The following is a 24717-nucleotide window of genomic DNA, read 5'->3' on the forward strand; positions in this document are numbered from 1 at the left end:
TTTTATTTAGCACCGAAAATCACTTTCTCAAAAGAGAATGATTATTTTCCTGTATTCATTTTAAATACTGGAGAAATATCATCTGGTGCCGATGCACTTACCTGCAAATCCTTAATTAATCCGGTTTCGAGACTATACACCCAAGCATGAACAGCTAGCTCTTGCCCTGAAGCCCATGCATTTTGTACAATAGAAGTACTCATAACATTTGCAGCACCTTCTATTGCATTAAGTTCAACCAAACGATTAGATCTCTTTTTAGGATCTTTAATTGTTTGCATCTCACGTTCGTGCATTCGGATAACGTCTTTGATGTTCCTTAACCAATTGTCAATCAAACCAACCTGTTTATCACCCAAAGCAGCATTTACACCGCCGCAACCATAATGGCCACACACTATAATATGCTTTACTTTTAATACATTAACAGAATAATCCAGCACACTCAGCATATTCATATCTGTATGTGCAACCACATTTGCAATGTTACGGTGCACAAAGATATCACCAGGCATTGTATTGGTAATTTGATTAGCCGGCACACGGCTGTCAGAACATCCAATCCAAAGAACTGGAGGAGCCTGCCCTGCAGAAAGTCTGTCGAAAAATGTCGGATCCTCTTTAAGCGTATCCGCTACCCAATCCTTATTCCCCTGTAATAATCCTTCGTATGTTATTTCTTTTGAATCTTGTTTTTCTAATTTTGCGCACATAATATTTTAATTATTAATTTCTTCAATTACTTTATTATTTAATTTAGGTACGGTATATTGTTGCTTAATATTTTCTAAAACTACAATAATACCTTTAGTATAAGCATTGTGCTTATAATTAAAAATGGTTTCCAATACATCGGGATCTATGTACCTTGAATTAGATCCATCAATGATTACATTGGTTTCTTTAGGGATTTTATTTAATACTACCTGGATGGCTGCCTTATTTAAGAAAGACACTTCTTCGGCCAGTTTTATTCTTAAATTCTTTTTATTACCCTCTTCCTGTATTTTATAGAAATATGGATTACGCATATTGGTACGTAACAAATAGAATATTGAGAATAGCATACCTATTGCAACACCTTTTAGTAAGTCTGTTAATAAAACAGCAACAATAGTAATTACAAATGGCACAAACTGATCCCAACCTTTATGGTACATGTGCTTAAATAATGCTATACGTGCCAATTTATAACCTGTTACTAATAGAATTGCGGCCAAACACGCCAAAGGGATCATATTTATGATACCAGGTATAAAAAGCAATGATAAAAGTAACCAGACACCATGAAAAATAGCTGACATTTTGGTTCTTCCTCCCGCATTTACGTTGGCAGAACTTCTTACAATTACTGATGTTAAAGGCAATCCACCTAATAAACCACTAACCATGTTTCCTGTTCCTTGGGCCATTAATTCTCTATTGGTAGGCGAAACACGCTTAATTGGATCGATCTTATCTACCGCTTCAATACTTAAAAGGGTTTCAAGACTTGCAACTACCGCAATTGTGGCAGCAACAACCCAAACTTTTCCATTCAGTATCTGTGAAAAATCTGGAACTGCAAATAACCCAGTAAATTCCGACCAGCTGCTCACAACAGGAATCTCTACCATTTGTTTTGCTTCCAAAGCATATTGACCGCCTTGAAACACTATAGCAAGCACAACTCCTATTACCACTACCACCAAAGGAGCAGGAACAACACTTAACTTTTTAAATTTTGGCCATAAAATTAATACGGCTATCGACAATCCACTGATTATAATGGCCGCCAAACTGAAATGACTTAATGCACCACTAATGGCAGAAAAAGTATTTTCATTGTCTTTCTGAAAAAAACTTTCATCACCAAAAAAATCTGAATCCACGCCGAGCGCATGGGGAAGCTGCTTTAGAATCAGCGTTAATCCGATTGCTGCCAGCATCCCTTCAATTACACTTGATGGGAAATAATTACCTATAGTTCCTCCTTTTAACAATCCAAGTATAACCTGCATTGCACCTGCCAGAACTACAGCAAGTAAAAATATCTCGTAACCACCTAGTTGACCAATTGCTCCCAGAACTATTGCAGTTAACCCCGCGGCCGGACCGCTAACACTTAATTGCGATCCACTTAACGAAGCAACCACAACACCACCAACTATACCTGTTATAAGACCCGCAAACAGAGGTGCGCCAGAAGCTAAAGCGATCCCTAAACATAAGGGAAGGGCAACTAGAAAGACCACAACACTAGATGGCAAGTCACGCTTTAAATTCTTTTTTAATATATATTTCTTCACTTCCAATCTTGAAAAGACTGAGTTTCCACTTTGCATAAAACTATGTTTTAATCTATTAAACTAATTATAAAAATTGCGCAACAATCCACTAAAGATGATTGCACCTGATAATTTAGCTCAAGTTAGGCGGCGGTGTAGGAACCGACGGATGGAATGGATCGAAATACCTTTTGAAATGATCTATAAAACTATTTTTGATTCCATAAAAATGGAGTACTGACGATGATACATAGTCATGCTGAAAGTCTACCTTATAATCGAAGAATTTCACTTTAGCTTTACCAGCATCTCCATCAGTGCTGTGCTCGGCTTCAATTTGCATAATTACAGAAATCATCATGTTCTTGTCAATATGACTGAAAAATACCGGTGCACCCGAAATAACCATCTTCGCAGAGAAGATACTTAAGAAGGTAACAACAATTAATAAACGGTATTTTCTTATAAACATTTGGCTTTCGCTTTTCTGTAACTCTTCAAAAATAGCTCCAAACATTCCTTAATTACAAATTATCATGTAAAAAAAATGTAATTTAGTTGTTGCCGTTCGATGTTTTCTATCCTTATTTTTTAAAAAACAGACTCATTTTAAAGAAAAATGCTTCATTTACCGTAATTTAGGCGATCAAAAATTCTTTTACTTATTCATGAAAAAAATACTGTTAAGCCTGATTTTTCTTTATCCGGTTATTCTTTTTGCCCAAAGTAATAATGCTCCATCGACGTATGACCCTCATGAAATTGCGATTACAGGATATCTGCAAACACAATTTCAGAAAGCTCAGTCTCCGGGGATTTCTTCTTTTTCGGGTGGAGACTTCTCTAAAAACTCTGACAGTCGCTTTATGATTCGTCGAGGTCGTTTAAAGATTGACAGGGCGGACAAGTATTCAAGCATTGTTTTTCAAATTGATGCGACACAAAATGGCATTCAGTTGATGGACGCTTTCATACAGCTACACCAACCCGATTCCAAAGTATTATTACTCACTGCAGGTTTGTTTAACCGTCCTTTTGGCCACTCAATTGTTTATTCTTCGGGATATAGAGATTTCCCTGAGAGAGCGAGAGTTTTTCAAACCCTGATGCCCAGGGAGCGTGATATTGGCGCCATGGTTACTTATCATCCAAAGGGTGCATTTAAGTTTATAACTGCAGAGTTAGCTGTAGTAAACGGCAGTGGCTATAATGCCAGAGACTATGACTCAAGAAAGGATATAATTGGAAACCTGGGCTTTAAATTTGATAGCTTGGCAAATAAAAAGCTTCACCTAGGTTTTGGTGCATCTATCTATGAGGGATCGGTACGCAACGATACGGAAAGTTATTACTCTCCTGATGGGGTGGGATTCAAAAAAAATACCAGTCCTGATAATGTTGGTTACTTCGGTAAACGCGAATACTATGGAGCAAATTTACAGCTTCAATATGACAATACTTTTGGCAGAACCATCTTTAAAGCTGAATATATTCAAGGCACTCAACCAGGTGTAGCTGCATCCGCCGGTGTGCTTGGCCCTGTTGCTAGTACCAGTTTCTCTGCACAGCCTGCTACAGATTTATACCTTCGGGAGTTTTCGGGTAGCTACTTGTGGTTAACCCAACAAATTGCCAATAGTAAATTTACTGCATTAGTGTCTTATGACATCTATGATCCAAACAGGAAGGTAAGTGCAATGGAAATTGGTACTGCAGGTAATAATACTACCGCAGGCGATATTAAATATAGTACTCTTGGTTATGGCCTTACTTATCTAATAAATTCAAGATTTAAACTTACATTGTACAACGAGCATGTTGTAAATGAAGCTACTACATTGGCAGGTTATACTACCGATTTAAAAGATGATGTATTTACTACTCGATTGCAATATCGCTGGTAAAAATTAAAATTATTCGTGTTTAAAATGAAGAATAAAATAGATGTACTTCAGGACAAAATAAAGAAAGCAAATGAAGGTGGTGGTGCAGCAAGAATTCAAAGTCAACATAAAAAAGGTAAACTAACTGCTAGAGAACGTATTCATTTTTTATTGGACGAAAATTCTTTTGAGGAAATTGGCATGATGGTAACCCATAGAAGTGTCGATTTTGGAATGGAACGTGAAAAATATTTAGGCGATGGTGTAGTAACCGGCTATGGCAACATCAATGGCAGGCTAGTTTATGTGTTTTCTCAGGATTTCACGGTTTTTGGGGGTTCTCTTTCTGAAACTCATGCCGAAAAGATCTGTAAGATAATGGACATGGCCATGAAAAATGGAGCTCCTGTAATTGGACTAAATGATAGTGGAGGCGCAAGGATACAGGAAGGTGTAGTTTCATTAGGCGGCTATGCTGATATATTTTATAGAAACGTTCAAGCATCAGGGGTTGTCCCTCAGCTATCGGCTATAATGGGTCCATGTGCAGGCGGAGCAGTTTATTCGCCAGCTATTACCGACTTTATTCTGATGGTAGAAAACACCTCTTACATGTTCGTTACAGGACCAAATGTAGTAAAGACTGTAACTCATGAAGAAGTGAATTCTGAAGAACTTGGTGGTGCATCTACTCATGCTACGAAATCGGGCGTAACTCATTTTGCTTGTTCAAATGAACTCGATGCCATCAATCATGTTAAGAGGTTATTGAGTTATATGCCACAAAATTGCGAGGAAATCCCAATGCAATTGCCATACACTTTAAGTGATGAAAATCGCTTATCTCTTAATACCATCATGCCTGAGAATTCAAATCAGCCATATGATGTAAGATCTGTAATAGGTGAAGTAGTAGATACAGATAGCTTCCTTGAAGTACATAAAGATTATGCTGAAAACATTGTAGTAGGATTTGCCCGTCTGGCCGGAAGAAGTATAGGAATTGTAGCCAATCAACCAGCTTATCTTGCCGGCGTATTGGACAATCATGCTTCAACTAAGGCGGCTAGATTTGTCCGCTTTTGTGACTGTTTTAACATCCCTTTGCTCGTTTTTGAGGATGTCCCTGGGTTTTTACCCGGTACAGATCAGGAATGGAACGGAATTATTACCAATGGTGCCAAATTACTGTATGCTTTTAGTGAAGCAACAGTACCTAGAATTACTGTAATTACCAGAAAAGCCTACGGAGGTGCTTATGATGTAATGAACTCTAAACATATTGGAGCTGACTTAAATTATGCTTGGCCTACTGCTGAAATTGCCGTTATGGGTGCTAAAGGAGCAGCCGAAATTATCTTTAAAAAGGAAATTACCTCTGCACAGCACCCGGAAGAAAAATGGCTGGAAAAAGAAAAACTATATTCAGATATTTTCGCAAATCCTTATAGGGCTGCAGAACGTGGTTTTGTGGATGAAGTGATTGAACCAGCACAAACCAGAGCTAAGCTAATAAAGGCTTTTAAGATGCTGGAGAATAAAGTGGTTAATACACCTCGTAAAAAACACGGAAATATCCCTTTATAAATGAAACTTAGTCGTACTGATGTGCTATTGATGGCCTTTTGTACAGGGCTTATTGTAGCAAATATTTATTACTGTCAACCCTTGGTGATTTTGATTGCCAAGGAGTTTGGCTTAACCGAGAGCCATGCCGGGAAGATTACTTACCTAACTCAAGCAGGTTATGCTTTGGGCTTATTTCTATTGGTTCCATTAGGTGACATGTTTGAACGGAAGAAGCAAATACTTTTAATAACATGTCTGGCTATTGGGGCACTGTTACTGGCCGGTTTTGCTCATTCATTTCTTTTGTTAGAAATTGCTTGTGTATTAATTGGCGCAAGCTCTATTATTCCCCAGCTTATTTTGCCAATGGCGGCAAATCTTAGTTCAGATGAAGAACGAGGGGCCACCGTAGGCATAATTATGAGTGGCTTATTAATTGGCATACTTGCATCAAGAGCAGTTAGTGGAAGTATTGGATTCATATGGGGCTGGAGATCAGTTTATTTTATGGCCGCCAGTATATGTTTTCTATTGTTGTTGCTAATGGCCAGACGCTTTCCACAAAGTCGACCATCATTTAAAGGAACATACAACGAGCTGATGTCGTCAATGTGGCATTATATAAAAACAGAGCCGATACTTAGAGAAGCATCTATTATAAATTTTTTGGCTTTCTCAATACTTAGTGCATTTTGGACAACAATGGTGTTGTTCCTTGCCAATCCCCCATTTAACCTACAAACCTTACAAATAGGTCTATTTGGCATTGCTGGTGCCGCAGGCGCATTAGCAGCTCCGTTGGTTGGTAAATTTAGTAGCGGAAAGAATCCACGCAAAAATCTATTCGTAGGTCTGGTTTTACAATTACTTAGTATTGGGGCTTTTTATTTTACAGGGAGTCATCTTTACCTATTTGTAATAGGTATCATCTTGATAGATATCGGTCAGCAAGCTATCCATGTAACGAATCAAACCAGAATTTACGCTATACTACCGGAAGCTCGGAATCGTTTAAATACTGTGTTTATGTCTGTAAGCTTTATTGGTGCATCATTTGGTTCAGCATTAGGCTTATGGTTATGGGAACAAGGCAAGTGGCCTCTATTTTGTTTAGGATGCTCAGCTGTTATAGTTCTCAATATCTGCATATATAAATTTTATAGTGGAAAATTAAAGAATAGCATTGATGCAAGAAATTCAAATTGAGCAAATCAGACCTGATTTAACCTGGAGGGTAAGGCATGAAGTAATGTATCCAGACCTTCCTTTTGATGTTATAAAATTAGCCAATGATGATGATGGGATCCATTTTGGATTGTTTGCTGGTAATAAATTAACTTCTGTGGTTTCTTTATTTAATAAAGGTAACATTTATCAGTTCAGAAAATTTGCAACTCTTGCCGAATCACAAGGAAAAGGATACGGTTCGTTATTACTGAATCATATCATCAACTATGTTAAAACTTTTGATGCAGTAAAACTATGGTGTAATGCACGTGTTTCAGCTATCCCCTTCTATAACAAATTCGGTTTCATTGAAACTGATAAAATTTCTACTAGCAATGGCATTGACTTTGTCATTATGGAGTTAGAACTCAATAATTAACTTGGTGCTTAGGCAGTAGTTTATATATTTGTTTAGAATAAATTTTATATAATGGCAAAGAAAAAAGAAGACAAAAAGAAGCACGTAAGTGTAGTAAATAAAAAATCGCTTCAATTTTTTGAAAAATATATCAATAACCCATCTCCAACAGGTTTCGAATACCCTGGTCAAAAATTATGGCTAGATTATTTAAAACCATATATAGATGAAAGTTTTATCGATAATTACGGAACTGCAGTTGGTGTGATTAACCCAAAAGCAGATTTCAAAGTAGTTATTGAAGCTCATGCTGATGAGATCTCATGGTTTGTGAATTACATAACTCCAGATGGCTTAATTTATGTAATCCGCAATGGAGGTTCAGATCATCAAATAGCTCCTTCTAAACGAGTAAATATCCATACTGACAAAGGAATGGTTAAAGCTGTTTTTGGATGGCCTGCTATTCACACACGTAATGGTGGTGAAAAAGAAGAGGCACCTGCATTAAAGAATATTTTCCTTGATTGTGGATGTACAACCAAAGAGGAAGTGGAAAAACTTGGTGTTCATGTAGGTTGTGTAATTACCTATGAGGATGAGTTTATGATTTTAAACGACCGCTATTATGTTGGTCGTGCACTTGATAACAGGGCAGGCGGATTTATGATTGCTGAGGTTGCCAGACTACTTCAGGAAAATAAAAAGAAATTACCTTTTGGGCTTTATATCGTAAACTCTGTACAAGAGGAAATTGGACTTAGAGGTGCTGAAATGATAGCTCACAGAATTAAGCCTAATGTGGCTATTATTACTGATGTTACCCATGACACTACCACCCCAATGATCAGTAAAATTACTCAGGGAGATTTAGCATGTGGTAAAGGCCCGGTTGTTTCTTATGCTCCTGCTGTTCAAACAAACTTAAACAAGTTGCTTATTGAAACTGCTGAGAAGAACGACATTCCTTTCCAACGTCAGGCTTCGTCTCGTTCAACCGGTACTGATACTGATGCTTTTGCTTATTCTAACGGTGGAGTACCTTCCGCATTGATTTCTCTTCCTTTAAGATATATGCATACCACAGTTGAAATGATTCATAAAGATGATGTTGATAACGTTATTAACTTGATTTATCATTCATTATTGAACATTAAAAAAGATCACGATTTTACTTATTCAAAGTAAATTTTAATAATCTATTTTTTAAGCGTGCCCGGTAATTCCGGGCACGCTTTTCTTTTGTTTGTATTTCGGAGGCTTTTCTTACTTTTATAAAACATGACACCAATTGTGGCAAGATTATGGTAAGTCAAATGCAGAAATAAAATACTAAAAGAAAAACTATCCTTTCCTATGGGCGATCAATCAGCAAAATTTATAGAAAAAATTAAGGCCTCTTATACACCAACTGGTTCATACATTTATCTGGGAGCAGGTATTCTGGATGGACAAGTGATAGCCGAGGCGGAAGTAAATTTGTCTTTAAAAATGATGAATAGGCATGGTCTTGTAGCCGGAGCAACTGGTACCGGAAAAACCAGAACATTGCAGTTACTTGCCGAGCAACTGTCTGACGCAGGTGTACCTGTGTTTATGCTTGATGTTAAAGGTGATTTATCAGGTCTTAATCAACCAGGACCTATCAACCCTAAAATAGAGGAAAGAGCCGGTCAATTAAAGAGACCTTTTAATCCTTCCGGATTTCCTGTAGAGATTTTTTCTTTATCCGGAAAACTAGGTGCTCAAATGCGGGCTACCGTTCTTGAATTCGGCCCCACTTTACTTTCCAAAATCCTTGACTTAAATGATACGCAAGCAGGTGTTCTGGCCGTAATTTTCAAATATGCAGACGATAACAAGCTACCGATTATTGATCTTAATGATCTTAAAAAGTTAGTTTCATACCTGGCAGAAGGACAAGGTGCCGAAGAGATTAAAAGCTCTTATGGTAAAATATCTACATCTACCTCAGGGACAATTTTAAGAAAAATTGTTACTATTGAACAGCAAGGCTTAAGTGCCATGTTCGGTGAAACCTCATTTGACATTGAAGATCTTTTCTCCAAAACTGATGGCAAAGGGGTGATTAGCTTGCTAAATATATCTGATGTACAAAATCAGCCAGTCCTTTATTCTACTTATCTCCTGAGCTTACTGGCGGAGATTTTTTATAATATGCCGGAAGTTGGAGATCTTGATAAACCTAAACTTGTGTTCTTTTTTGATGAAGCACATTTATTATTTAAAAACTCTTCGAAAGCTTTTCTTGAGCAAATAGAAACCATTATCCGATTGATCAGATCAAAGGGTATCGGTGTATTTTTCTGTACCCAAGCACCTAGTGATGTTCCTGAGAGTGTATTATCTCAGCTAGGGAATCGTGTTCAACATGCTTTGAGGGCATTTACTCCTAATGATGTTGATGCGCTTAAAAAGACTGTAAATACTTATCCAAGATCTGAATTTTACGAAATTGATAAAATGTTGACCTCTTTAGGAACCGGCCAGGCACTGATAACTGTTTTAAATGAGAAAGGGATCCCTACCGAAGTAGCTGCAACAATGCTTACACCGCCTAGGGCAATCATGGGGCCACTAAGTGCAGCTGATTACAATAACCTTATACAATCGAGTGACCTCACAGCCAAATATCAGGAATCAATTGATCCCGAGAGTGCTTATGAGATCTTAACCAAGCGCGTAAATGAGAAGTTAGTCGAAGAAGAGGAAAGAAAACAAGAAGAAGTTCCTAAAAAAAATGAGAAAAGTTTAGTTGAACAGGTTATGGGTGCAACTATAACCAGGCAAATAGGAAAAGAAATTGTACGTGGCCTATTTGGTATGCTTACAGGCAAAAAACCTCGCAGTAGCAGCGGAAAGGGAATATTTGGTTTTTAACTACCTCAATATCCATAGGATACATTGAAAATTATCATCAAACTAATGAAAAAACTCTCTTACTTTTTACACTGAATATAAATTGAATCATTATTTTCGCTGAATGAAAAAACCTACCTTATTAATACTAGCAGCTGGTATGGCAAGTCGCTATGGCAGCATGAAACAGATTGATGGCTTTGGCCCCAATGGAGAAACAATTATTGACTATTCTATATATGATGCAATTAAAGCTGGATTCGGCAAAGTGGTGTTTATCATCAAAGAAGAGTTCGTAGAAAACTTTAAGGCGATATTTGAACCTAAGCTTAGCGGAAAAATTGAAACCGACTATGTGTTTCAAAACTTCGATTTAAAACAATTTGGCATCGAAGAGGAAATTTACCGTGAAAAACCATGGGGAACAGCACATGCAATTCTATCTGGAAGAAATGTGATAAATGAGCCTTTTTGCGTAATAAATGCTGATGATTATTATGGTTTTGACTCATTTAAAAAAATGGTAGGTTTCTTAACTAGCGAGGCTACCGACAGCAACTATTCTATTGTTGGTTACCAAATTGGAAAAACTTTATCTGATTTTGGTTCTGTATCTCGTGGGGTTTGCAAAACTAACGAAGCTGGATATTTGGAGGAAATTACTGAACGTACTCAAGTTTATAAAAAAGATGGCGGGATTGTTTATGAAGAAAATGGTGTTGAATATCCATTAGAATATAACACTCCAGTATCTATGAACTTTTGGGGATTTACTCCTGCCGTGTTTAAACTAACTGAGGACTTGTTTAGAGTATTTGCTTTAGAAAATAAAAACAAACCAAAAGCTGAATTCTTTATTCCTTTGATTGGTGAAAACCTTGTAAAAAACGGTACTGCATCTTTCAAAGTTATACCTACCGATAGCCAATGGTTTGGAGTAACATATAAGGAAGACAAGCCTTTTGTACAAGAGTGCATTGATCAACTAGTGAAAAACGGAACTTATCCTGAAAATCTTTGGAACTAGACAAAGAAATTAAGGCATAAAAAAAGCTCCCTGGTAAATTACCAGGGAGCTTTTTTTATGCCTTAAAGACTATTTTTTATCGTCTTTAACTTCTTCAAAGTCAACATCAGTAACGTTGTCGCTACCATCAGCTGGCTGAGCTGTATCTTGAGCCTGAGCACCGCCTTCTGGTTGTGCACCATCTTTATACATCTCTTCTGAAGCTGCGTTCCATGCATTTTGCAATTCTGCTTGTGCTGTATCAATATCAGCAAAGTTTCTTGCAGCATGTGCATCTTTAAGTTTTTTCAAACCTTCTTCAATAGGCGCTTTTTTATCCGCAGATAGTTTATCTCCGAATTCTTTTAATTGTTTCTCAGTAGAGAAAATTAAAGCATCAGCACCGTTGATTTTTTCAGCTTCTTCTTTAGCAGCTTTATCAGCTTCAGCATTTTGCTCAGCTTCTTCTTTCATCCTTTTGATCTCTTCGTCAGTTAAACCAGATGAAGCTTCAATACGGATTTTTTGCTCTTTACCAGTTGCTTTATCTTTAGCACTTACGTGTAAGATACCGTTGGCATCAATATCAAATGCTACTTCAACTTGAGGAACCCCACGAGGTGCTGGTGGAATACCATCTAATATGAAACGACCAATTGTACGGTTTTGAGCCGCCATAGGACGCTCTCCTTGCAAGATGTGAATCTCTACCGAAGGTTGATTATCAGCCGCTGTGGAGAAAGTCTCTGCTTTTTTAGAAGGTATGGTTGTGTTAGCTTCAATTAATTTAGTCATTACACCACCCATAGTTTCGATACCTAGAGAAAGAGGTGTTACATCTAATAACAATACATCTTTAACTTCTCCAGTTAATACACCACCTTGGATTGCAGCACCAATAGCTACTACCTCATCAGGGTTTACACCTTTAGAAGGTTCTTTACCAAAGAAAGCTTTAACCGCTTCCTGAATAGCAGGAATACGTGTAGAACCACCTACTAATATGATCTCATCAATATCACTTGTTTTTAAACCTGCATTTTTCAAAGCTGATTTACAAGGATCAATTGTACGTTTAATTAAATCAGCAGCCAATTGCTCAAATTTAGCACGGCTTAATGTTCTTACTAAGTGTTTAGGTCCTGTTGCATCAGCAGTGATGTAAGGCAAGTTAATCTCAGTTGAAGTTGTACTTGAAAGCTCAATTTTAGCTTTCTCAGCAGCTTCTTTAAGACGTTGTAACGCCATTGGATCTTTGTTAAGGTCCATACCGTTTTCATTCTTAAATTCATCAGCTAACCACTCAATAATGATATGATCAAAGTCATCACCACCTAAGTGAGTATCACCGTCAGTTGATTTAACTTCAAATACACCATCACCTAATTCCAACACTGAAACGTCATGAGTACCACCACCGCAGTCAAACACAACAATTTTCATATCCTTGTGTGCTTTATCTAATCCATAAGCTAAAGCAGCTGCAGTTGGCTCGTTAATGATACGTTTAACAGTTAAACCTGCAATTTCGCCGGCTTCTTTCGTTGCCTGACGTTGAGCGTCATTAAAATAAGCTGGAACAGTAATAACTGCTTCAGTTACTTCATGACCTAAGAAATCTTCTGCAGTTTTTTTCATTTTCTGCAAAACCATCGCAGAAATTTCTTGTGGTGTATATTTGCGGTCGTCAATCTCAACCCTTGGTGTATTGTTGTCACCTTTAACTACCTTATAAGGTACTCTTGATGATTCTTTAGAAACTTCAGCAAAGCTGCTTCCCATAAAGCGCTTAATTGAAGAAATCGTTTTTGTTGGGTTAGTGATTGCCTGACGCTTTGCCGGCTCACCTACTTTACGCTCTCCATTTTCTGCAAACGCAACAATGGAAGGTGTAGTACGTTTACCCTCGCTGTTGGCTATAACTACAGGTTCGTTACCTTCCATTACGGCTACGCAAGAGTTTGTTGTTCCTAAGTCTATACCAATAATTTTTGACATGTTATTTTATCTATGTTATTATTTATGAAATCTTGTTTATTTACATCTGTTCAACAAGCAATGTGCCAATAGGGATTTGGCAGAAAAAATAGTTTTTCTATAAGATTTTCAATATAAAATTGTCCGAATTGTACCACAAAAATGTGACAGTATGACAGAAAACCTGTTACATTTCTTCCTTCAAAAGTCTTTCCAGATGATGATAACCTATTCCAAAATAGGTCTTAGTATCATTTAATTGAGAAAGGATCTCAGCTTTCTTTTGTTGACTGACTTCTCCTTTTATTCCGACTACCAAGATATTCTTAGGAGTATGGACATCTGATATAAACTCAAATATCTTTGTCTTATAACCAAAATATTCAAGTAACAAGGCCCTCATTCCATCAGTTATCATTTCAGCTTGTCGCTCCAAAAAAATACCATGCTTAGTTAAGAAAGAAACATCATTCCTAACTTTTCCCTTTTCAATTTCTCTTCTGATCTGCTTATGACAACAAGGTGCCACAACAATTAATTCAGCATTTGCTTTTATACCTTTGTAAATAGCATCGTCAGTAGCAGTATCGCAGGCGTGTAGCGCGATTAACAAATCAATTGAATCCGTATTGTAGCTATCTATACTGCCCTGTTTAAATCGCAATTGGTTAAAGGCGGACTTTTCGGCAATACCATTACACAATTGAACCATATCCTCCCTAAACTCTACCCCTACCATATCTGCTTTTACACCCAGAACATTATGTAAATAATCATAAAGGGCAAAAGTAAGGTAACCTTTCCCAGAGCCCATATCTACTACTTTTCGAAGTTTAGCATTTGGCAGTTCTTTAATTAAGGAACTCAAGATTTCAACATATTGATTAATTTGTCTGTATTTATCCTGAGAATTCTTAAATACATTCCCTTCCTGATCTGTAACCTTCAACTCTTGCAAATAGGTCTTACCCTCTGGCTTTATTATTCTTTTCTTCTCTTTATCATGAGCCAAATTCGGCTTACTAGTCGAAACAGTCTCTCTTTCCCTTAAAGAAATAAGTCCTTTCTTTCCATGCTCTATAATCACTTCCTTCTTTGTGGTAAATAGGGTACAAATTTTAAAATCATTACTGATCAAATTTTTGATTAAATCTGTCCCATCAGCGATGCTTAAATTCTTGAATATATCTCGGGTTTTATAACGATAATTAAAAGAAAGCATATCGACCCTCTTAATTTTCACTCTTCTTACATATATATTTTTAAGCTCCTTTTCATTGCCTTGATAATTCCCTAAAGACGCTTTAAGAAATAGATTTGAAGAGATGCTTTCTGACAATTGCTCAAGAAATAGCTGGATGTTAAGTTGATTCGACATGAAATAAGATTACTGTGCAAAGATAGCATTTGAAAACTATGCCCGTCGAGTTAACCTTCTTTAACGGGCAAAAAAAAAGTCGGTTCAAATTGAACCGACTCTAATATTTTGATTAGGAAAAACTATTCTCCTTTATCTTCTTTTGCTTCTTCAGCAGCTGGAGCTTCTTCAACAGCTTCTTCAACCTTCACTTCTTCTGCTTTAGCAGCTGGAGCATCCGATTTTTTTGCTTTGCTTCTACCACGACGAGTAGTTTTCTTCTCAGCTGAATCTGCTTCTTTACCGTAAACCTCGTTATAGTCAACTAATTCGATTAATGCCATTTCAGCATTATCACCTAAACGATTGTTTAACTTAATGATTCTAGTGTAACCACCTGGACGGTTAGCAACTTTCGCTGCAATATCACGGAATAATTCAGTAACAGTTTCTTTATCTTGTAAATAACCAAAAACAATACGACGAGAATGCGTAGTATCAGTTTTTGATTTAGTGATAAGAGGCTCAACATACATACGCAAAGCTTTTGCTTTTGCTAAAGTTGTTGAAATTCTCTTATGTTTAATTAACGATGAAGCCATATTAGCCAACATCGCTTTACGATGTGAATCTGTTCTTCCTAGGTGATTTACTTTTCTACCGTGTCTCATTTTTAAATTTATTCAGTGTATACCGTCTCTATGAAATTAATCTGAGGGAATTACACACTATTAACAATATATAATTTATGCTTGTAGCTTATTATTCTTCGTCTAATTTGAACTTAGACAAATTCATTCCAAAAGATAAACTCTTAGATTTAACAAGCTCTTGTATCTCTGTTAAAGATTTTTTACCGAAGTTTCTGAATTTTAACATATCAGCAACATCATAAGAAACCAAATCAGCTAAAGTACGGATATCAGCTGCTTTCAAGCAATTTAATGCACGAACTGATAAGTCTAAATCTACTAATTCAGTTTTTAAGATCTTACGCATATGTAAGATTTCCTCGTCAACTTCTTTAGTTTCTTCTTTAGCTTGAGATTCTAATACCAAATTCTCATCTGAGAACAACATAAAGTGCTGGATTAAAATCTTAGCAGCTTCTTTTAATGCCTCTTCAGGATGGATAGATCCATCAGTAGATATATCTAATATTAGTTTTTCGTAATCTGTCTTTTGTTCAACACGATAGTTCTCTATCGTATATTTCACATTTTTCATTGGAGTGAAAATCGAATCGATTGCAATAACTCCAACTACAGCATCATTAATTTTATTCTCTTCTGCAGGTACATAACCACGTCCTTTATTAATGGTCAATTCCACCTCTAAAGTAACAGATTTCTCCATGTTACAGATAACGAAATCTGGATTAAGAACCTCAAAGTTATTAGAGAATTTAGTAATGTCTCCTGCGGCAAATTGCTCTTGGCCATTTACTACAATAAAAACCTTCTCAGAATCACCTGAATCTCCTACTTTTTTAAAACGTACTTGTTTTAAGTTAAGTATGATTTCAGTTAAATCCTCTACAACACCTTTCATTGTAGAAAACTCATGAGATACGCCAGAAAAACGAATACTTGTAATGGCATAACCTTCTAAAGAAGAAAGTAATATTCTTCTTAAGGCATTACCAATTGTTACACCGAAACCGGGCTCTAAAGGACGAAATTCAAATATACCATCGAAATCAGTAGATTTCTGCATGATTACCTTATCGGGTTTCTGAAATGCTAAAATTGCCATTTATAATGTTTTTAGATCGTTATTAAAATTATGTAACGTAAAAAATTAATTGCCCGTAGGCAATTAATTAAATATATTACTTAGAGTATAACTCTACTATAAGGTTTTCTTTGATGTTTTCTGGTATCTCATCACGATTAGGATAAGTTAAAAATTTACCAGTTAACTCACTCGCATTCCAATCTAACCAATTGAATTTATTGATTACTCTTCCTGCTACAGAATTAGTGATTGCTTCTAATGTTTTTGATTTCTCGCGAACTGCAACAACATCTCCAGCTTTTAATTGATATGATGGAATATTTACTACTTCACCGTTAACTGTTACGTGTTTATGGCTAACTAACTGACGAGCAGCTGAACGTGTAGTAGCAATACCTAATCTATAAACTGTATTATCTAAACGAGCTTCTAATAATTGCAATAAGTTATCACCTGTAATTCCTTCACGTGAAGACGCTTTGGTAAACAAGTTACGGAACTGACGCTCCAATACACCATAAGTATATTTAACTTTTTGCTTTTCCATTAATTGAACTGCGTACTCAGATTGTTTCCCTCTTCTTTTTGAGGCTCCATGTTGTCCAGGAGGATAGTTTTTTCTATCTAATACCTTATCAGGGCCGAAAATTGGCTCTCTGAACTTACGCGCGATTTTGGACTTTGGTCCTGTATATCTTGCCATTGTTTCTTGTTTTAAAGTATCATGCAACCTTAAGCTGCAGACTCTTAGCTTTAAAAATTAATAAATTAAACTCTTCTCTTTTTAGGAGGACGACATCCATTGTGTGGAAGCGGTGTAATATCTTTGATTGAGGTTACTTCAATACCTGAAACCTGCAATGTTCTAATTGCAGACTCACGACCTGAACCTGGACCTTTAACAAAAACTTCTACTTTACGTAGACCTAAATCAAATGCTACCTTACCGCAGTCAGATGCTGCTTGACCTGCTGCATAAGGAGTGTTCTTTTTAGAACCCTTAAATCCCATTTTACCTGCAGAAGACCATGAAATAGTTTGACCGTTGTTATTTGTTAGGGTAACAATGATATTGTTAAAAGTAGCATTGATGTGCGCCTGACCAACAGGCTCAATAACAACAATACGCTTTTTGGTAACTTTTTTACTCTTAGCCATAATTATTATTCAGTACTAATTTTTATTTAGTAGCTTTTTTCTTGTTAGCAACTGTTTTTCTCTTGCCTTTACGTGTACGAGAGTTGTTTTTAGTACGCTGACCACGCACAGGTAAACCTTTCCTGTGACGTAAACCGCGGTAACAACCGATGTCCATTAGACGTTTAATGTTCAATTGAACTTCTGAACGTAAAGCACCTTCAACTTTTACGCCATCGTTAATGATGGTACGGATTGCTGATAACTCATCATCAGACCAGTCCTGTACTTTTTTGCTTAAATCGATACCTGCTTCAGTTAATATACGTTGTGCAGTTGATCTACCTATTCCGAAGATATAAGTTAATCCAATTTCGCCTCTTTTGTTTCTTGGTAAATCAATACCTGATATCCTTGCCATATTTGTACTAAATGTTTGATTATTTGATTAAACGACAGATTGAGTAACCTGTACATTCAATCCAATCATACTTCAATAATTTCTTAACCTTGACGTTGCTTAAACTTAGGGTTTTTCTTGTTTATAACGTAAAGTTTACCTTTACGACGAATAACCTTGCAATCAGCACTACGTTTTTTAATTGATGACCTAACTTTCATTTTATTTATATCTATAAGTAATCCTGCCTTTTGATAAATCGTAAGGCGACATCTCTAATTTTACTTTATCTCCGGGTAAAATCTTGATGTAGTGCATCCTCATTTTCCCAGAAATATGCGCTATTATCTCGTGTCCATTCTCTAGTTCAACTCTGAACATGGCATTCGATAATGCTTCTTTTATTACACCGTCTTGTTCAATTGAGGCTTGTTTAGCCATATAATATTGATTTTTACTTAATTAGCTGCTATTAAACAGGGTTGCAAAATTAAATAAAAAATTTTAATTATTTACTTTTTTTCTATTAAAACTTCTTCAATTAAAGAAAAGGTAGATAAAACATCTGCTTTTCCCTTTTTTACAGCCACTGTATGTTCAAAATGTGCAGAGGGTCTGTTGTCATTACTGGTTACTGTCCAGCCATCAGACCAAAACTTCACTCCGGCTGTGCCGGCATTAATCATTGGTTCTATTGCTATAACCATCCCCTCTTCCAGTTTAATCCCACTACCACGCTTACCGTAGTTAGGAACCTCTGGCTTTTCATGCAATTTAACCCCTACTCCGTGTCCTACCAGCTCTCTTACAACACCAAATCCATTTCTCTCTGCCAGATCCTGAACAGCGAAACCAATATCTCCGATCCTAGATCCTACAACAGCCTTTTCTACAGCTAATCGTAAACACTCTTGAGTTACTTCTACCAATTTCTTCTTTTCTGCATCGACTTCTCCTATTGAGAATGTATAAGCAGAGTCACCGAAGTAGTTGTTTTTAATAACTCCACAATCCACTGAGATAAGGTCACCTTCCTGAATAACATAGTCACTTGGAAATCCATGGACTACTTGCTCATTAGGTGATATACAAAGCGAATAAGGAAAGCCGTTATAATTTAAAAAAGCTGGTATCGCACCATGATCTTTAATAAAAGTCTCAGCCAGCTGATCTAACTTTTTGGTTGTAACACCTGGCTGAATAACTTTTGCTACTTCTGCTAGTGTCTTTGACACTAATAAAGAGCTTTCTCTTATTAATTCTATCTCCTCAAGGGATTTATAATAGATCTTTGACATCAGTCTTTACTATATCACTGCATTGCTTCCACTAGCAGCAGGAATCCCTGTTCTGCCAGTAACTCTACCTGTCTTCATTAAGCCGTCATAATGACGCATTAACAAATAACTTTCGATCTGCTGCAATGTATCTAAAACAACTCCTACAAGAATTAACAAAGAAGTACCGCCATAGAAATGAGCGAACTCTGACTTAATTCCAAACTTAACAGCAATTGAAGGAAGAATAGCGATGATAGCTAAAAAGACAGCACCTGGAAAGGTAATCTTTGAGATCACATCATCTATAAAAGAAGAAGTAGATAATCCTGGCTTAATACCTGGAATGAATCCACCATTCTTTTTCATATCATCCGACATCTGAGTAGGGTTAACTGTTATAGCCGTATAGAAAAATGTAAATGCAATAATTAAAAAAGCAAATGTTAAGCTATACGCTAACGATGTATAATCACTGAACTGAATTAACCATGTATTTTGCAACGATGGGAAAAACTGTGTTAAGGTTGCTGGAATAAACATTAATGCTTGAGCAAAAATGATTGGCATTACACCTGCAGCATTCACCTTTAATGGTATGTACTGTCTTACACCTCCAAATTGTCTATTACCAACAATCCTTTTAGCGTACTGAACAGGCACTTTACGTACCCCTTGTACTATCATAATAGTGAACATTACTACTGCAAAAAGCGCAACGATTTCAATAACCAAAGCAATAAGTCCGCCATCACCTACAAATCTTGAGCTAAATTCTTGCTGCAAGGCAATAGGTAAACGAGCAATAATACCAACCATGATAATTAAAGAGATACCATTTCCAATACCTTTATCAGTGATCTTCTCTCCTAACCACATTACAAACAATGTACCTGCTGCCAGTACAAAAGTAGCTAGCACAAAGAACAACGTATGATTAATGATAATCGCTTCCGGAGGAACCTGAGTTTTTACATAACCAACTGCTTGAACAGCTGTAATAGCAACAGTTAGATAGCGTGTAATTTGATTCAGTTTGTTTCTTCCACTCTCACCTTCCTTTTGCATTTTCTGAAACGAAGGTACAGCGATACCTAATAGCTGAACTACAATTGATGCAGAAATATAAGGCATAACTCCTAAAGCAAGAATAGATACTCTGGAGAATGACCCTCCAGCGAACATATCCAAAAGACCTAAAAGGCCAGACTTCTCATTATCGCCTAAAAGAGTCGCATCAACACCTGGCAAAACCACATGTGATACAAATCTATATACCAAAAGAATCATGAGCGTAAATACTATACGCTCTTTTAATTCTTGAATTTTCCAAATATTACTTAAAGTAGTAAACAGCTTCTTCATTAATTACAATTTTTCGATTGAGCCTCCAACAGCCTCAATAGCTTTTTGTGCGGTAGCAGAAAAAGCGTGAGCTTTAACTTCTAATTTAGATTTAACTTCACCACGACCTAATACTTTTACTAGATCATTTTTTGATGCTAATCCGTGTTCTTGCAAGGTAGCAAAATCAATGCTTGTTAAGTTAAATCTCTCAGCTAAACCTTGTAAAACATCTAAGTTTACACCTACATATTCAACACGATTAATTGGCTTGAAACCTACCTTAGGCACACGACGTTGCAATGGCATTTGACCACCTTCAAATCCAATTTTAGTTGAATGTCCTGAACGCGATCCAGCACCTTTATGTCCACGAGTCGAAGTACCACCACGACCAGAACCAGTACCACGACCTATCCTTTTATTATTCTTAACAGAACCTGCTGCAGGTTTTAAATTACTTAAGTTCATTTTTAAAACTTATTGTGTTGCCCTTCGCTTTCACTAATCAGGGACAACGGTTAAACAATATACAAAGGTTGCAAATGTAGTCATATAACTCACATTTGCAACCTTAAATAATTATATACTCTCGATAGCTATTAAGTGATTAACTTTTCTTACCATTCCAATAATGGCAGGAGTAGCTTCAACTTCTACGCTTTGGTTCATTTTAGTTAAACCTAAAGCTTGCATCGTTCTTTTTTGGCGTTCGCTTCTATCGATAATGCTTTTTACCTGGGTTATTTTGATCTTCGCCATAATATTATCCGTTAAAAACTTTATTTAAATCTACACCACGTTGCTGAGCTACGGTATAAGCATCACGCATCTTAGTTAAAGCATCAACAGTTGCTTTTACCACGTTGTGTGGATTAGATGAACCTTTTGATTTTGCTAATACGTTGTGCACACCAGCACTCTCTAATACAGCACGCATTGCACCACCAGCAATAACTCCGGTACCTACTGCAGCTGGTTTGATTAAAACAAAACCACCTGAGAATTTACCTATTTGCTCGTGAGGAACAGTACCGTTTAACAAAGGAACTTTTACTAAGTTCTTTTTAGCATCATCGATGCCTTTTGCAATTGCTTCTGTAACCTCTTTAGCTTTACCCAATCCGTAACCTACGATTCCGTTCTCATCTCCAACAACTACGATTGCTGAGAAGCTGAAAGTACGACCACCTTTGGTTACTTTGGCTACACGCTGTATGCTAACTAAACGATCTTTCAATTCGATTTCGCTAGTCTTAACTCTTTTTATATTGATAGTTGACATTCTTATCCTATTTTCAGATTAAAATACTAAACCAGCTTCGCGAGCACCTTCTGCCAACGATTTTACACGTCCGTGGTATAAATAGCCGTTTCTATCGAAAACAACTTCTTTAACACCCGCTGCGATTGCTTTTTCTGCAACTAATTTACCAACAGCTACAGATTGCTCCGATTTGTTTCCAGTACCTGAAAAATCTTTAGATAAAGATGAAGCTGATACAATTGTACTACCGGTTACGTCGTTAATGATTTGAGCATAAATTCCTTTATTGCTTCTATAAACCGATAAACGTGGACGGCTTTCAGAACCTGTTAATCTTTTTCTGATTCCTTTTTTTATACGATCTCTACGAGATAATTTTTTCCCTGCCATGATGATTATTTTTTAGAAGCTGATTTACCTGCTTTTCTTCTTAACACTTCTCCAACAAACTTGATACCTTTACCTTTATATGGCTCTGGTGCACGTAACGAACGGATTTTCGCTGCTACTTGTCCTATCAGTTGTTTATCAATACTTTCCAAAATGATTTTTGGAGTCTGACCTTTTTCTGAAGTTGTCGTTACCTTAATTTCTTCCGGCAATTGGAAAACATAGTGGTGAGAATAACCTAAAACAAGATCCAAAGTATTTCCTTGGTTAGTAGCACGGTAACCCACACCAACTAATTCTTGTTGAATTTTATAACCTTCTGTTACACCAACAACCATATTGTTTAACAAAGAACGGTACAAACCATGTAACGCTTTGTGTCTTTTTTGTTCTGAAGGACGTTGTACAGTTAATACACCATCTTCCTGACTTACAGTGATATCTGAATCTACTGCTTGAGTTAATTCACCTTTAGGACCTTTTACACTTACTACGTTATCTTTAGATACAGTAACTGTAACACCTGCAGGGATATTAATTGGGGCTTTTCCTATTCTTGACATTTTGCTATCCTCCTTTAATTAATAAACGTGACACAAAACTTCGCCACCAATGTTTAGTTTGGCAGCTTCTTTATCAGTCATAACACCCTTAGATGTAGATAAGATCGCGATACCTAAACCATTTAATACTCTTGGCATATTCTCTACGCCAGCATATTGCCTTAAACCTGGTTTACTGATACGTACTAATGTACGAATTGCAGGTATTTTAGTAATAGCATTATATTTTAACGCTATCTTGATAGTACCTTGCACAGTAGTATCCTCAAATTTGTAATTGGCAATGTAACCTTTATCAAAAAGTACTTTAGTAATTTCCTTTTTAAGGTTTGATGCAGGAATCTCTACAATTCTGTGATTTGCCTTGATGGCATTTCTTACCCTTGTAAGATAATCTGCTATTGGATCTGTATTCATTTTTTATATAATTGTGATAGTGGTTTCCTTCCTGACCTATTCGGGACGACCTGCCATCGGTTAATATTTGTTTTACTACTTAAGGAACAAACCTTAAGCACAAAGAAGCTGTATTACCAGCTTGCTTTTCTAACTCCAGGTATTTTACCTGCTAAAGCCATATCGCGGAAAAGTACCCTTGATATACCGAAAGTACGCATGTAACCACGAGGACGTCCAGTTAATTTACAACGATTGTGTAAACGTACTGCAGATGAGTTTTTTGGTAACTTATCTAATCCTTCATAATCACCAGCAGCTTTAAGTTCAGCACGTTTGTCTGCATACTTAGCTACTAATTTCTGGCGCTTAATTTCGCGAGCTTTTACTCCTTCTTTTGCCATTATAGATTTGTATTATTTTGATTTTTAAACGGTAATCCAAATTGTTTTAAAAGTTCCAATGCTTCAACATCAGTAGTAGCAGTAGTTACAAAAGTAATGTCCATACCTAAAATCTTACTGATTTTATCGATGTTGATCTCTGGGAAGATGATTTGCTCGGTAATACCTAAAGTATAGTTACCTTTTCCATCAAAACCTTTATCATTGATACCTTTGAAATCACGGATACGTGGCAAAGCTACGGAAATTAAACGATCTAAAAACTCATACATGTTATTATCACGCAAAGTAACACGTACACCAACCGGCATACCTTTACGTAATTTAAAGTTTGAGATATCTTTTTTAGATTTTGCTCCAACTGCTTGCTGACCTGAAATAGTAGTCATCTCTAAAATAGAGCTGTCCATTATTTTCTTATCAGTTACAGAGAAACGCCCAACACCTTGGTTAATAGCGATTTTCTCTAACTTAGGAACTTGCATAACGCTCTTATAATTGAACTTATCTTTAAGTGCAGTTACAATTTCCTCTTTATATTTACTTTTTAATCTTGGTACGTAAGCCATTATTTGATCTCCTCTCCTGATTTTTTACTAACCCTAACTAATTTCCCATCAGCATTAAGCTTTCTGCCAACGCGTGTTATATCACCTGTTTTAGGATCAATTAACGCAACGTTAGAAATATGAAGAGCAGCTTCTTTTTTAATGATACCACCGTTTGGTGTAGCAGCATTTGGTTTTGTATGTTTTGATACAAGGTTAACACCTTCTACAAGGATTCTGCTTTTAGTAATTAATACTGAAAGAACTTTACCTTGTTGGCCTTTTGAATCGCCAGCTATAACCTTTACTAAATCTCCTTTACGGATTTTTACTTTTGGTGTAGTTACTTTATTTTTCATTTTATAATACCTCCGGTGCTAATGATACAATTTTCATGAATTGTTTTTCACGCAGTTCTCTTGCTACCGGGCCAAAAATACGTGTACCACGCGGCTCATCTTGTGCATTTAATAATACTGCTGCATTGTCGTCGAAACGGATGTAAGAACCATCTTTACGTCTGATCTCTTTCTTTGTTCTTACAACAACTGCTTTAGAAACTGTTCCTTTCTTGATGTTTCCAGAAGGCAATGCACTTTTAACGGTAACAACGATTTTGTCACCAATAGAAGCATATCTCTTTCCAGTACCACCAAGTACACGGATAACCAATACTTCTTTTGCGCCGCTATTGTCGGCTACGTTTAATCTTGATTCCTGTTGTACCATG

31 protein-coding genes are annotated in these 24717 nt (G+C 36.5%); 7 read left to right on the forward strand and 24 right to left on the reverse strand.

Translation table 11 applies throughout. The features are described 5' to 3' along the window. Positions 1 to 41 precede the first annotated feature (41 nt). From HQN83_RS14665 to HQN83_RS14675, 3 genes are all read right to left on the reverse strand, one after another. Positions 42 to 713 (reverse strand): carbonic anhydrase, encoded by a 672-nt coding sequence (locus HQN83_RS14665; RefSeq protein WP_173091087.1) that lies wholly within the window; start codon positions 711 to 713, stop codon positions 42 to 44. Positions 714 to 719: 6 nt separating this feature from the next. Further along, positions 720 to 2324 carry a SulP family inorganic anion transporter gene (locus tag HQN83_RS14670; RefSeq protein WP_173091088.1) on the reverse strand — a complete coding sequence of 535 codons (1605 nt, stop codon included), beginning with the start codon at positions 2322 to 2324 and terminating at the stop codon, positions 720 to 722. Positions 2325 to 2400: 76 nt separating this feature from the next. Then, complete coding sequence (locus HQN83_RS14675) at positions 2401 to 2739, reverse strand: hypothetical protein (protein WP_173091089.1); 339 nt, start codon at positions 2737 to 2739, stop codon at positions 2401 to 2403. A gap of 196 nt (positions 2740 to 2935) precedes the next feature. Here HQN83_RS14675 and HQN83_RS14680 point away from each other — a divergent pair, with 196 nt between their 5' ends. The 7 genes from HQN83_RS14680 (at position 2936) to HQN83_RS14710 (ending at position 11211) form a co-directional block, all read left to right on the forward strand. Continuing rightward, complete coding sequence (locus HQN83_RS14680) at positions 2936 to 4171, forward strand: porin (RefSeq protein ID WP_173091090.1); 1236 nt, start codon at positions 2936 to 2938, stop codon at positions 4169 to 4171. A gap of 24 nt (positions 4172 to 4195) precedes the next feature. Next, entirely contained in the window at positions 4196 to 5737 is a 1542-nt protein-coding gene (locus HQN83_RS14685) for an acyl-CoA carboxylase subunit beta (protein ID WP_173091091.1), read from the forward strand. Further along, positions 5738 to 6925 (forward strand): MFS transporter, encoded by a 1188-nt coding sequence (locus tag HQN83_RS14690; protein WP_173091092.1) that lies wholly within the window; start codon positions 5738 to 5740, stop codon positions 6923 to 6925. Next, positions 6906 to 7325: a GNAT family N-acetyltransferase gene (locus HQN83_RS14695; protein ID WP_173091093.1), complete on the forward strand. Its 420-nt coding sequence runs from the start codon at positions 6906 to 6908 to the stop codon at positions 7323 to 7325. The genes HQN83_RS14690 and HQN83_RS14695 overlap by 20 nt, the downstream gene beginning before the upstream one ends. Before the next feature lie 51 nt (positions 7326 to 7376). Then, positions 7377 to 8492, forward strand: coding sequence for a M42 family metallopeptidase (locus tag HQN83_RS14700; RefSeq protein ID WP_173091094.1), 1116 nt, complete (start codon positions 7377 to 7379; stop codon positions 8490 to 8492). A gap of 168 nt (positions 8493 to 8660) precedes the next feature. Beyond that, positions 8661 to 10205 (forward strand): helicase HerA-like domain-containing protein, encoded by a 1545-nt coding sequence (locus tag HQN83_RS14705; RefSeq protein WP_173091095.1) that lies wholly within the window; start codon positions 8661 to 8663, stop codon positions 10203 to 10205. A gap of 103 nt (positions 10206 to 10308) precedes the next feature. Next, entirely contained in the window at positions 10309 to 11211 is a 903-nt protein-coding gene (locus HQN83_RS14710) for a nucleotidyltransferase family protein (protein WP_173091096.1), read from the forward strand. Positions 11212 to 11280: 69 nt separating this feature from the next. On the opposite strand, the gene dnaK is transcribed toward HQN83_RS14710, so the two are convergent. The 21 genes from dnaK to rplN all read right to left on the reverse strand — a co-directional run bounded on the left by dnaK (position 11281) and on the right by rplN (position 24716). Beyond that, complete coding sequence (dnaK, locus tag HQN83_RS14715) at positions 11281 to 13188, reverse strand: molecular chaperone DnaK (RefSeq protein WP_173091097.1); 1908 nt, start codon at positions 13186 to 13188, stop codon at positions 11281 to 11283. Positions 13189 to 13354: 166 nt separating this feature from the next. After that, on the reverse strand, positions 13355 to 14545 hold the full coding sequence (locus HQN83_RS14720; RefSeq protein ID WP_173091098.1) for a class I SAM-dependent methyltransferase: 1191 nt from the start codon (positions 14543 to 14545) through the stop codon (positions 13355 to 13357). Positions 14546 to 14667: 122 nt separating this feature from the next. Then, positions 14668 to 15195 (reverse strand): 50S ribosomal protein L17, encoded by a 528-nt coding sequence (gene rplQ, locus HQN83_RS14725; protein ID WP_173091099.1) that lies wholly within the window; start codon positions 15193 to 15195, stop codon positions 14668 to 14670. A gap of 91 nt (positions 15196 to 15286) precedes the next feature. Next, on the reverse strand, positions 15287 to 16279 hold the full coding sequence (locus HQN83_RS14730; protein ID WP_048907425.1) for a DNA-directed RNA polymerase subunit alpha: 993 nt from the start codon (positions 16277 to 16279) through the stop codon (positions 15287 to 15289). Between the two features lie 76 nt (positions 16280 to 16355). Continuing rightward, on the reverse strand, positions 16356 to 16964 hold the full coding sequence (gene rpsD, locus HQN83_RS14735) for a 30S ribosomal protein S4 (protein WP_069379645.1): 609 nt from the start codon (positions 16962 to 16964) through the stop codon (positions 16356 to 16358). 65 nt (positions 16965 to 17029) lie between these two features. Then, entirely contained in the window at positions 17030 to 17419 is a 390-nt protein-coding gene (gene rpsK, locus HQN83_RS14740) for a 30S ribosomal protein S11 (protein ID WP_048907426.1), read from the reverse strand. Positions 17420 to 17441: 22 nt separating this feature from the next. Then, positions 17442 to 17819 carry a 30S ribosomal protein S13 gene (rpsM, locus tag HQN83_RS14745; protein ID WP_048907427.1) on the reverse strand — a complete coding sequence of 126 codons (378 nt, stop codon included), beginning with the start codon at positions 17817 to 17819 and terminating at the stop codon, positions 17442 to 17444. Positions 17820 to 17902: 83 nt separating this feature from the next. After that, a complete protein-coding gene (gene ykgO, locus HQN83_RS14750; RefSeq protein WP_008244551.1) occupies positions 17903 to 18019 on the reverse strand; it encodes a type B 50S ribosomal protein L36 in 117 nt (38 codons plus the stop codon). A 1-nt stretch (position 18020) separates the two neighbouring features. Then, complete coding sequence (gene infA, locus HQN83_RS14755; protein ID WP_048907428.1) at positions 18021 to 18239, reverse strand: translation initiation factor IF-1; 219 nt, start codon at positions 18237 to 18239, stop codon at positions 18021 to 18023. Between the two features lie 71 nt (positions 18240 to 18310). Beyond that, positions 18311 to 19096 (reverse strand): type I methionyl aminopeptidase, encoded by a 786-nt coding sequence (gene map / locus HQN83_RS14760; protein ID WP_173091100.1) that lies wholly within the window; start codon positions 19094 to 19096, stop codon positions 18311 to 18313. Positions 19097 to 19105: 9 nt separating this feature from the next. Next, positions 19106 to 20440 carry a preprotein translocase subunit SecY gene (secY, locus tag HQN83_RS14765; protein ID WP_173091101.1) on the reverse strand — a complete coding sequence of 445 codons (1335 nt, stop codon included), beginning with the start codon at positions 20438 to 20440 and terminating at the stop codon, positions 19106 to 19108. 3 nt (positions 20441 to 20443) lie between these two features. After that, positions 20444 to 20890 carry a 50S ribosomal protein L15 gene (rplO, locus tag HQN83_RS14770; RefSeq protein WP_173091102.1) on the reverse strand — a complete coding sequence of 149 codons (447 nt, stop codon included), beginning with the start codon at positions 20888 to 20890 and terminating at the stop codon, positions 20444 to 20446. A gap of 111 nt (positions 20891 to 21001) precedes the next feature. Beyond that, complete coding sequence (gene rpmD, locus HQN83_RS14775) at positions 21002 to 21181, reverse strand: 50S ribosomal protein L30 (RefSeq protein ID WP_173091103.1); 180 nt, start codon at positions 21179 to 21181, stop codon at positions 21002 to 21004. A 4-nt stretch (positions 21182 to 21185) separates the two neighbouring features. Then, the gene (gene rpsE, locus HQN83_RS14780) at positions 21186 to 21704 is read right to left on the reverse strand and encodes a 30S ribosomal protein S5 (RefSeq protein WP_008244566.1); all 519 of its coding nucleotides are present in this window, start codon (positions 21702 to 21704) and stop codon (positions 21186 to 21188) included. An 18-nt stretch (positions 21705 to 21722) separates the two neighbouring features. Continuing rightward, complete coding sequence (gene rplR / locus HQN83_RS14785; protein ID WP_068892467.1) at positions 21723 to 22076, reverse strand: 50S ribosomal protein L18; 354 nt, start codon at positions 22074 to 22076, stop codon at positions 21723 to 21725. 5 nt (positions 22077 to 22081) lie between these two features. Continuing rightward, positions 22082 to 22639, reverse strand: a complete 558-nt coding sequence (gene rplF, locus HQN83_RS14790; RefSeq protein WP_173091104.1) for a 50S ribosomal protein L6 — start codon at positions 22637 to 22639, stop codon at positions 22082 to 22084. An 18-nt stretch (positions 22640 to 22657) separates the two neighbouring features. Next, positions 22658 to 23056 carry a 30S ribosomal protein S8 gene (gene rpsH, locus HQN83_RS14795; protein WP_108205144.1) on the reverse strand — a complete coding sequence of 133 codons (399 nt, stop codon included), beginning with the start codon at positions 23054 to 23056 and terminating at the stop codon, positions 22658 to 22660. A 113-nt stretch (positions 23057 to 23169) separates the two neighbouring features. Next, a complete protein-coding gene (gene rpsN / locus HQN83_RS14800) occupies positions 23170 to 23439 on the reverse strand; it encodes a 30S ribosomal protein S14 (protein ID WP_055130472.1) in 270 nt (89 codons plus the stop codon). Further along, positions 23439 to 24008: a 50S ribosomal protein L5 gene (gene rplE, locus HQN83_RS14805; protein WP_108205143.1), complete on the reverse strand. Its 570-nt coding sequence runs from the start codon at positions 24006 to 24008 to the stop codon at positions 23439 to 23441. The genes rpsN and rplE overlap by 1 nt, the downstream gene beginning before the upstream one ends. Continuing rightward, on the reverse strand, positions 24008 to 24346 hold the full coding sequence (rplX, locus tag HQN83_RS14810; RefSeq protein ID WP_068892465.1) for a 50S ribosomal protein L24: 339 nt from the start codon (positions 24344 to 24346) through the stop codon (positions 24008 to 24010). Before rplX ends, rplE begins: the two co-directional genes overlap by 1 nt. A 1-nt stretch (position 24347) precedes the next feature. Next, the gene (gene rplN / locus HQN83_RS14815) at positions 24348 to 24716 is read right to left on the reverse strand and encodes a 50S ribosomal protein L14 (RefSeq protein ID WP_008244575.1); all 369 of its coding nucleotides are present in this window, start codon (positions 24714 to 24716) and stop codon (positions 24348 to 24350) included. Position 24717: the final 1 nt, after the last annotated feature.

This window comes from Pedobacter foliorum (genome assembly GCF_013266735.1).
Classification (GTDB): domain Bacteria; phylum Bacteroidota; class Bacteroidia; order Sphingobacteriales; family Sphingobacteriaceae; genus Pedobacter; species Pedobacter foliorum.

Bases quoted from the DNA above. Each gene is read 5' to 3' on its own strand.
- HQN83_RS14665 (WP_173091087.1), bottom strand. From the start codon at position 713: ATGTGCGCAAAATTAGAAAAACAAGATTCAAAAGAAATAACATACGAA.
- HQN83_RS14670 (WP_173091088.1), bottom strand. From the start codon at position 2,324: ATGCAAAGTGGAAACTCAGTCTTTTCAAGATTGGAAGTGAAGAAATAT.
- HQN83_RS14675 (WP_173091089.1), bottom strand. From the start codon at position 2,739: ATGTTTATAAGAAAATACCGTTTATTAATTGTTGTTACCTTCTTAAGT.
- HQN83_RS14680 (WP_173091090.1), top strand. From the start codon at position 2,936: ATGAAAAAAATACTGTTAAGCCTGATTTTTCTTTATCCGGTTATTCTT.
- HQN83_RS14685 (WP_173091091.1), top strand. From the start codon at position 4,196: ATGAAGAATAAAATAGATGTACTTCAGGACAAAATAAAGAAAGCAAAT.
- HQN83_RS14690 (WP_173091092.1), top strand. From the start codon at position 5,738: ATGAAACTTAGTCGTACTGATGTGCTATTGATGGCCTTTTGTACAGGG.
- HQN83_RS14695 (WP_173091093.1), top strand. From the start codon at position 6,906: ATGCAAGAAATTCAAATTGAGCAAATCAGACCTGATTTAACCTGGAGG.
- HQN83_RS14700 (WP_173091094.1), top strand. From the start codon at position 7,377: ATGGCAAAGAAAAAAGAAGACAAAAAGAAGCACGTAAGTGTAGTAAAT.
- HQN83_RS14705 (WP_173091095.1), top strand. From the start codon at position 8,661: ATGGGCGATCAATCAGCAAAATTTATAGAAAAAATTAAGGCCTCTTAT.
- HQN83_RS14710 (WP_173091096.1), top strand. From the start codon at position 10,309: ATGAAAAAACCTACCTTATTAATACTAGCAGCTGGTATGGCAAGTCGC.
- dnaK (WP_173091097.1), bottom strand. From the start codon at position 13,188: ATGTCAAAAATTATTGGTATAGACTTAGGAACAACAAACTCTTGCGTA.
- HQN83_RS14720 (WP_173091098.1), bottom strand. From the start codon at position 14,545: ATGTCGAATCAACTTAACATCCAGCTATTTCTTGAGCAATTGTCAGAA.
- rplQ (WP_173091099.1), bottom strand. From the start codon at position 15,195: ATGAGACACGGTAGAAAAGTAAATCACCTAGGAAGAACAGATTCACAT.
- HQN83_RS14730 (WP_048907425.1), bottom strand. From the start codon at position 16,279: ATGGCAATTTTAGCATTTCAGAAACCCGATAAGGTAATCATGCAGAAA.
- rpsD (WP_069379645.1), bottom strand. From the start codon at position 16,964: ATGGCAAGATATACAGGACCAAAGTCCAAAATCGCGCGTAAGTTCAGA.
- rpsK (WP_048907426.1), bottom strand. From the start codon at position 17,419: ATGGCTAAGAGTAAAAAAGTTACCAAAAAGCGTATTGTTGTTATTGAG.
- rpsM (WP_048907427.1), bottom strand. From the start codon at position 17,819: ATGGCAAGGATATCAGGTATTGATTTACCAAGAAACAAAAGAGGCGAA.
- ykgO (WP_008244551.1), bottom strand. From the start codon at position 18,019: ATGAAAGTTAGGTCATCAATTAAAAAACGTAGTGCTGATTGCAAGGTT.
- infA (WP_048907428.1), bottom strand. From the start codon at position 18,239: ATGGCTAAACAAGCCTCAATTGAACAAGACGGTGTAATAAAAGAAGCA.
- map (WP_173091100.1), bottom strand. From the start codon at position 19,096: ATGTCAAAGATCTATTATAAATCCCTTGAGGAGATAGAATTAATAAGA.
- secY (WP_173091101.1), bottom strand. From the start codon at position 20,440: ATGAAGAAGCTGTTTACTACTTTAAGTAATATTTGGAAAATTCAAGAA.
- rplO (WP_173091102.1), bottom strand. From the start codon at position 20,890: ATGAACTTAAGTAATTTAAAACCTGCAGCAGGTTCTGTTAAGAATAAT.
- rpmD (WP_173091103.1), bottom strand. From the start codon at position 21,181: ATGGCGAAGATCAAAATAACCCAGGTAAAAAGCATTATCGATAGAAGC.
- rpsE (WP_008244566.1), bottom strand. From the start codon at position 21,704: ATGTCAACTATCAATATAAAAAGAGTTAAGACTAGCGAAATCGAATTG.
- rplR (WP_068892467.1), bottom strand. From the start codon at position 22,076: ATGGCAGGGAAAAAATTATCTCGTAGAGATCGTATAAAAAAAGGAATC.
- rplF (WP_173091104.1), bottom strand. From the start codon at position 22,639: ATGTCAAGAATAGGAAAAGCCCCAATTAATATCCCTGCAGGTGTTACA.
- rpsH (WP_108205144.1), bottom strand. From the start codon at position 23,056: ATGAATACAGATCCAATAGCAGATTATCTTACAAGGGTAAGAAATGCC.
- rpsN (WP_055130472.1), bottom strand. From the start codon at position 23,439: ATGGCAAAAGAAGGAGTAAAAGCTCGCGAAATTAAGCGCCAGAAATTA.
- rplE (WP_108205143.1), bottom strand. From the start codon at position 24,008: ATGGCTTACGTACCAAGATTAAAAAGTAAATATAAAGAGGAAATTGTA.
- rplX (WP_068892465.1), bottom strand. From the start codon at position 24,346: ATGAAAAATAAAGTAACTACACCAAAAGTAAAAATCCGTAAAGGAGAT.
- rplN (WP_008244575.1), bottom strand. From the start codon at position 24,716: ATGGTACAACAGGAATCAAGATTAAACGTAGCCGACAATAGCGGCGCA.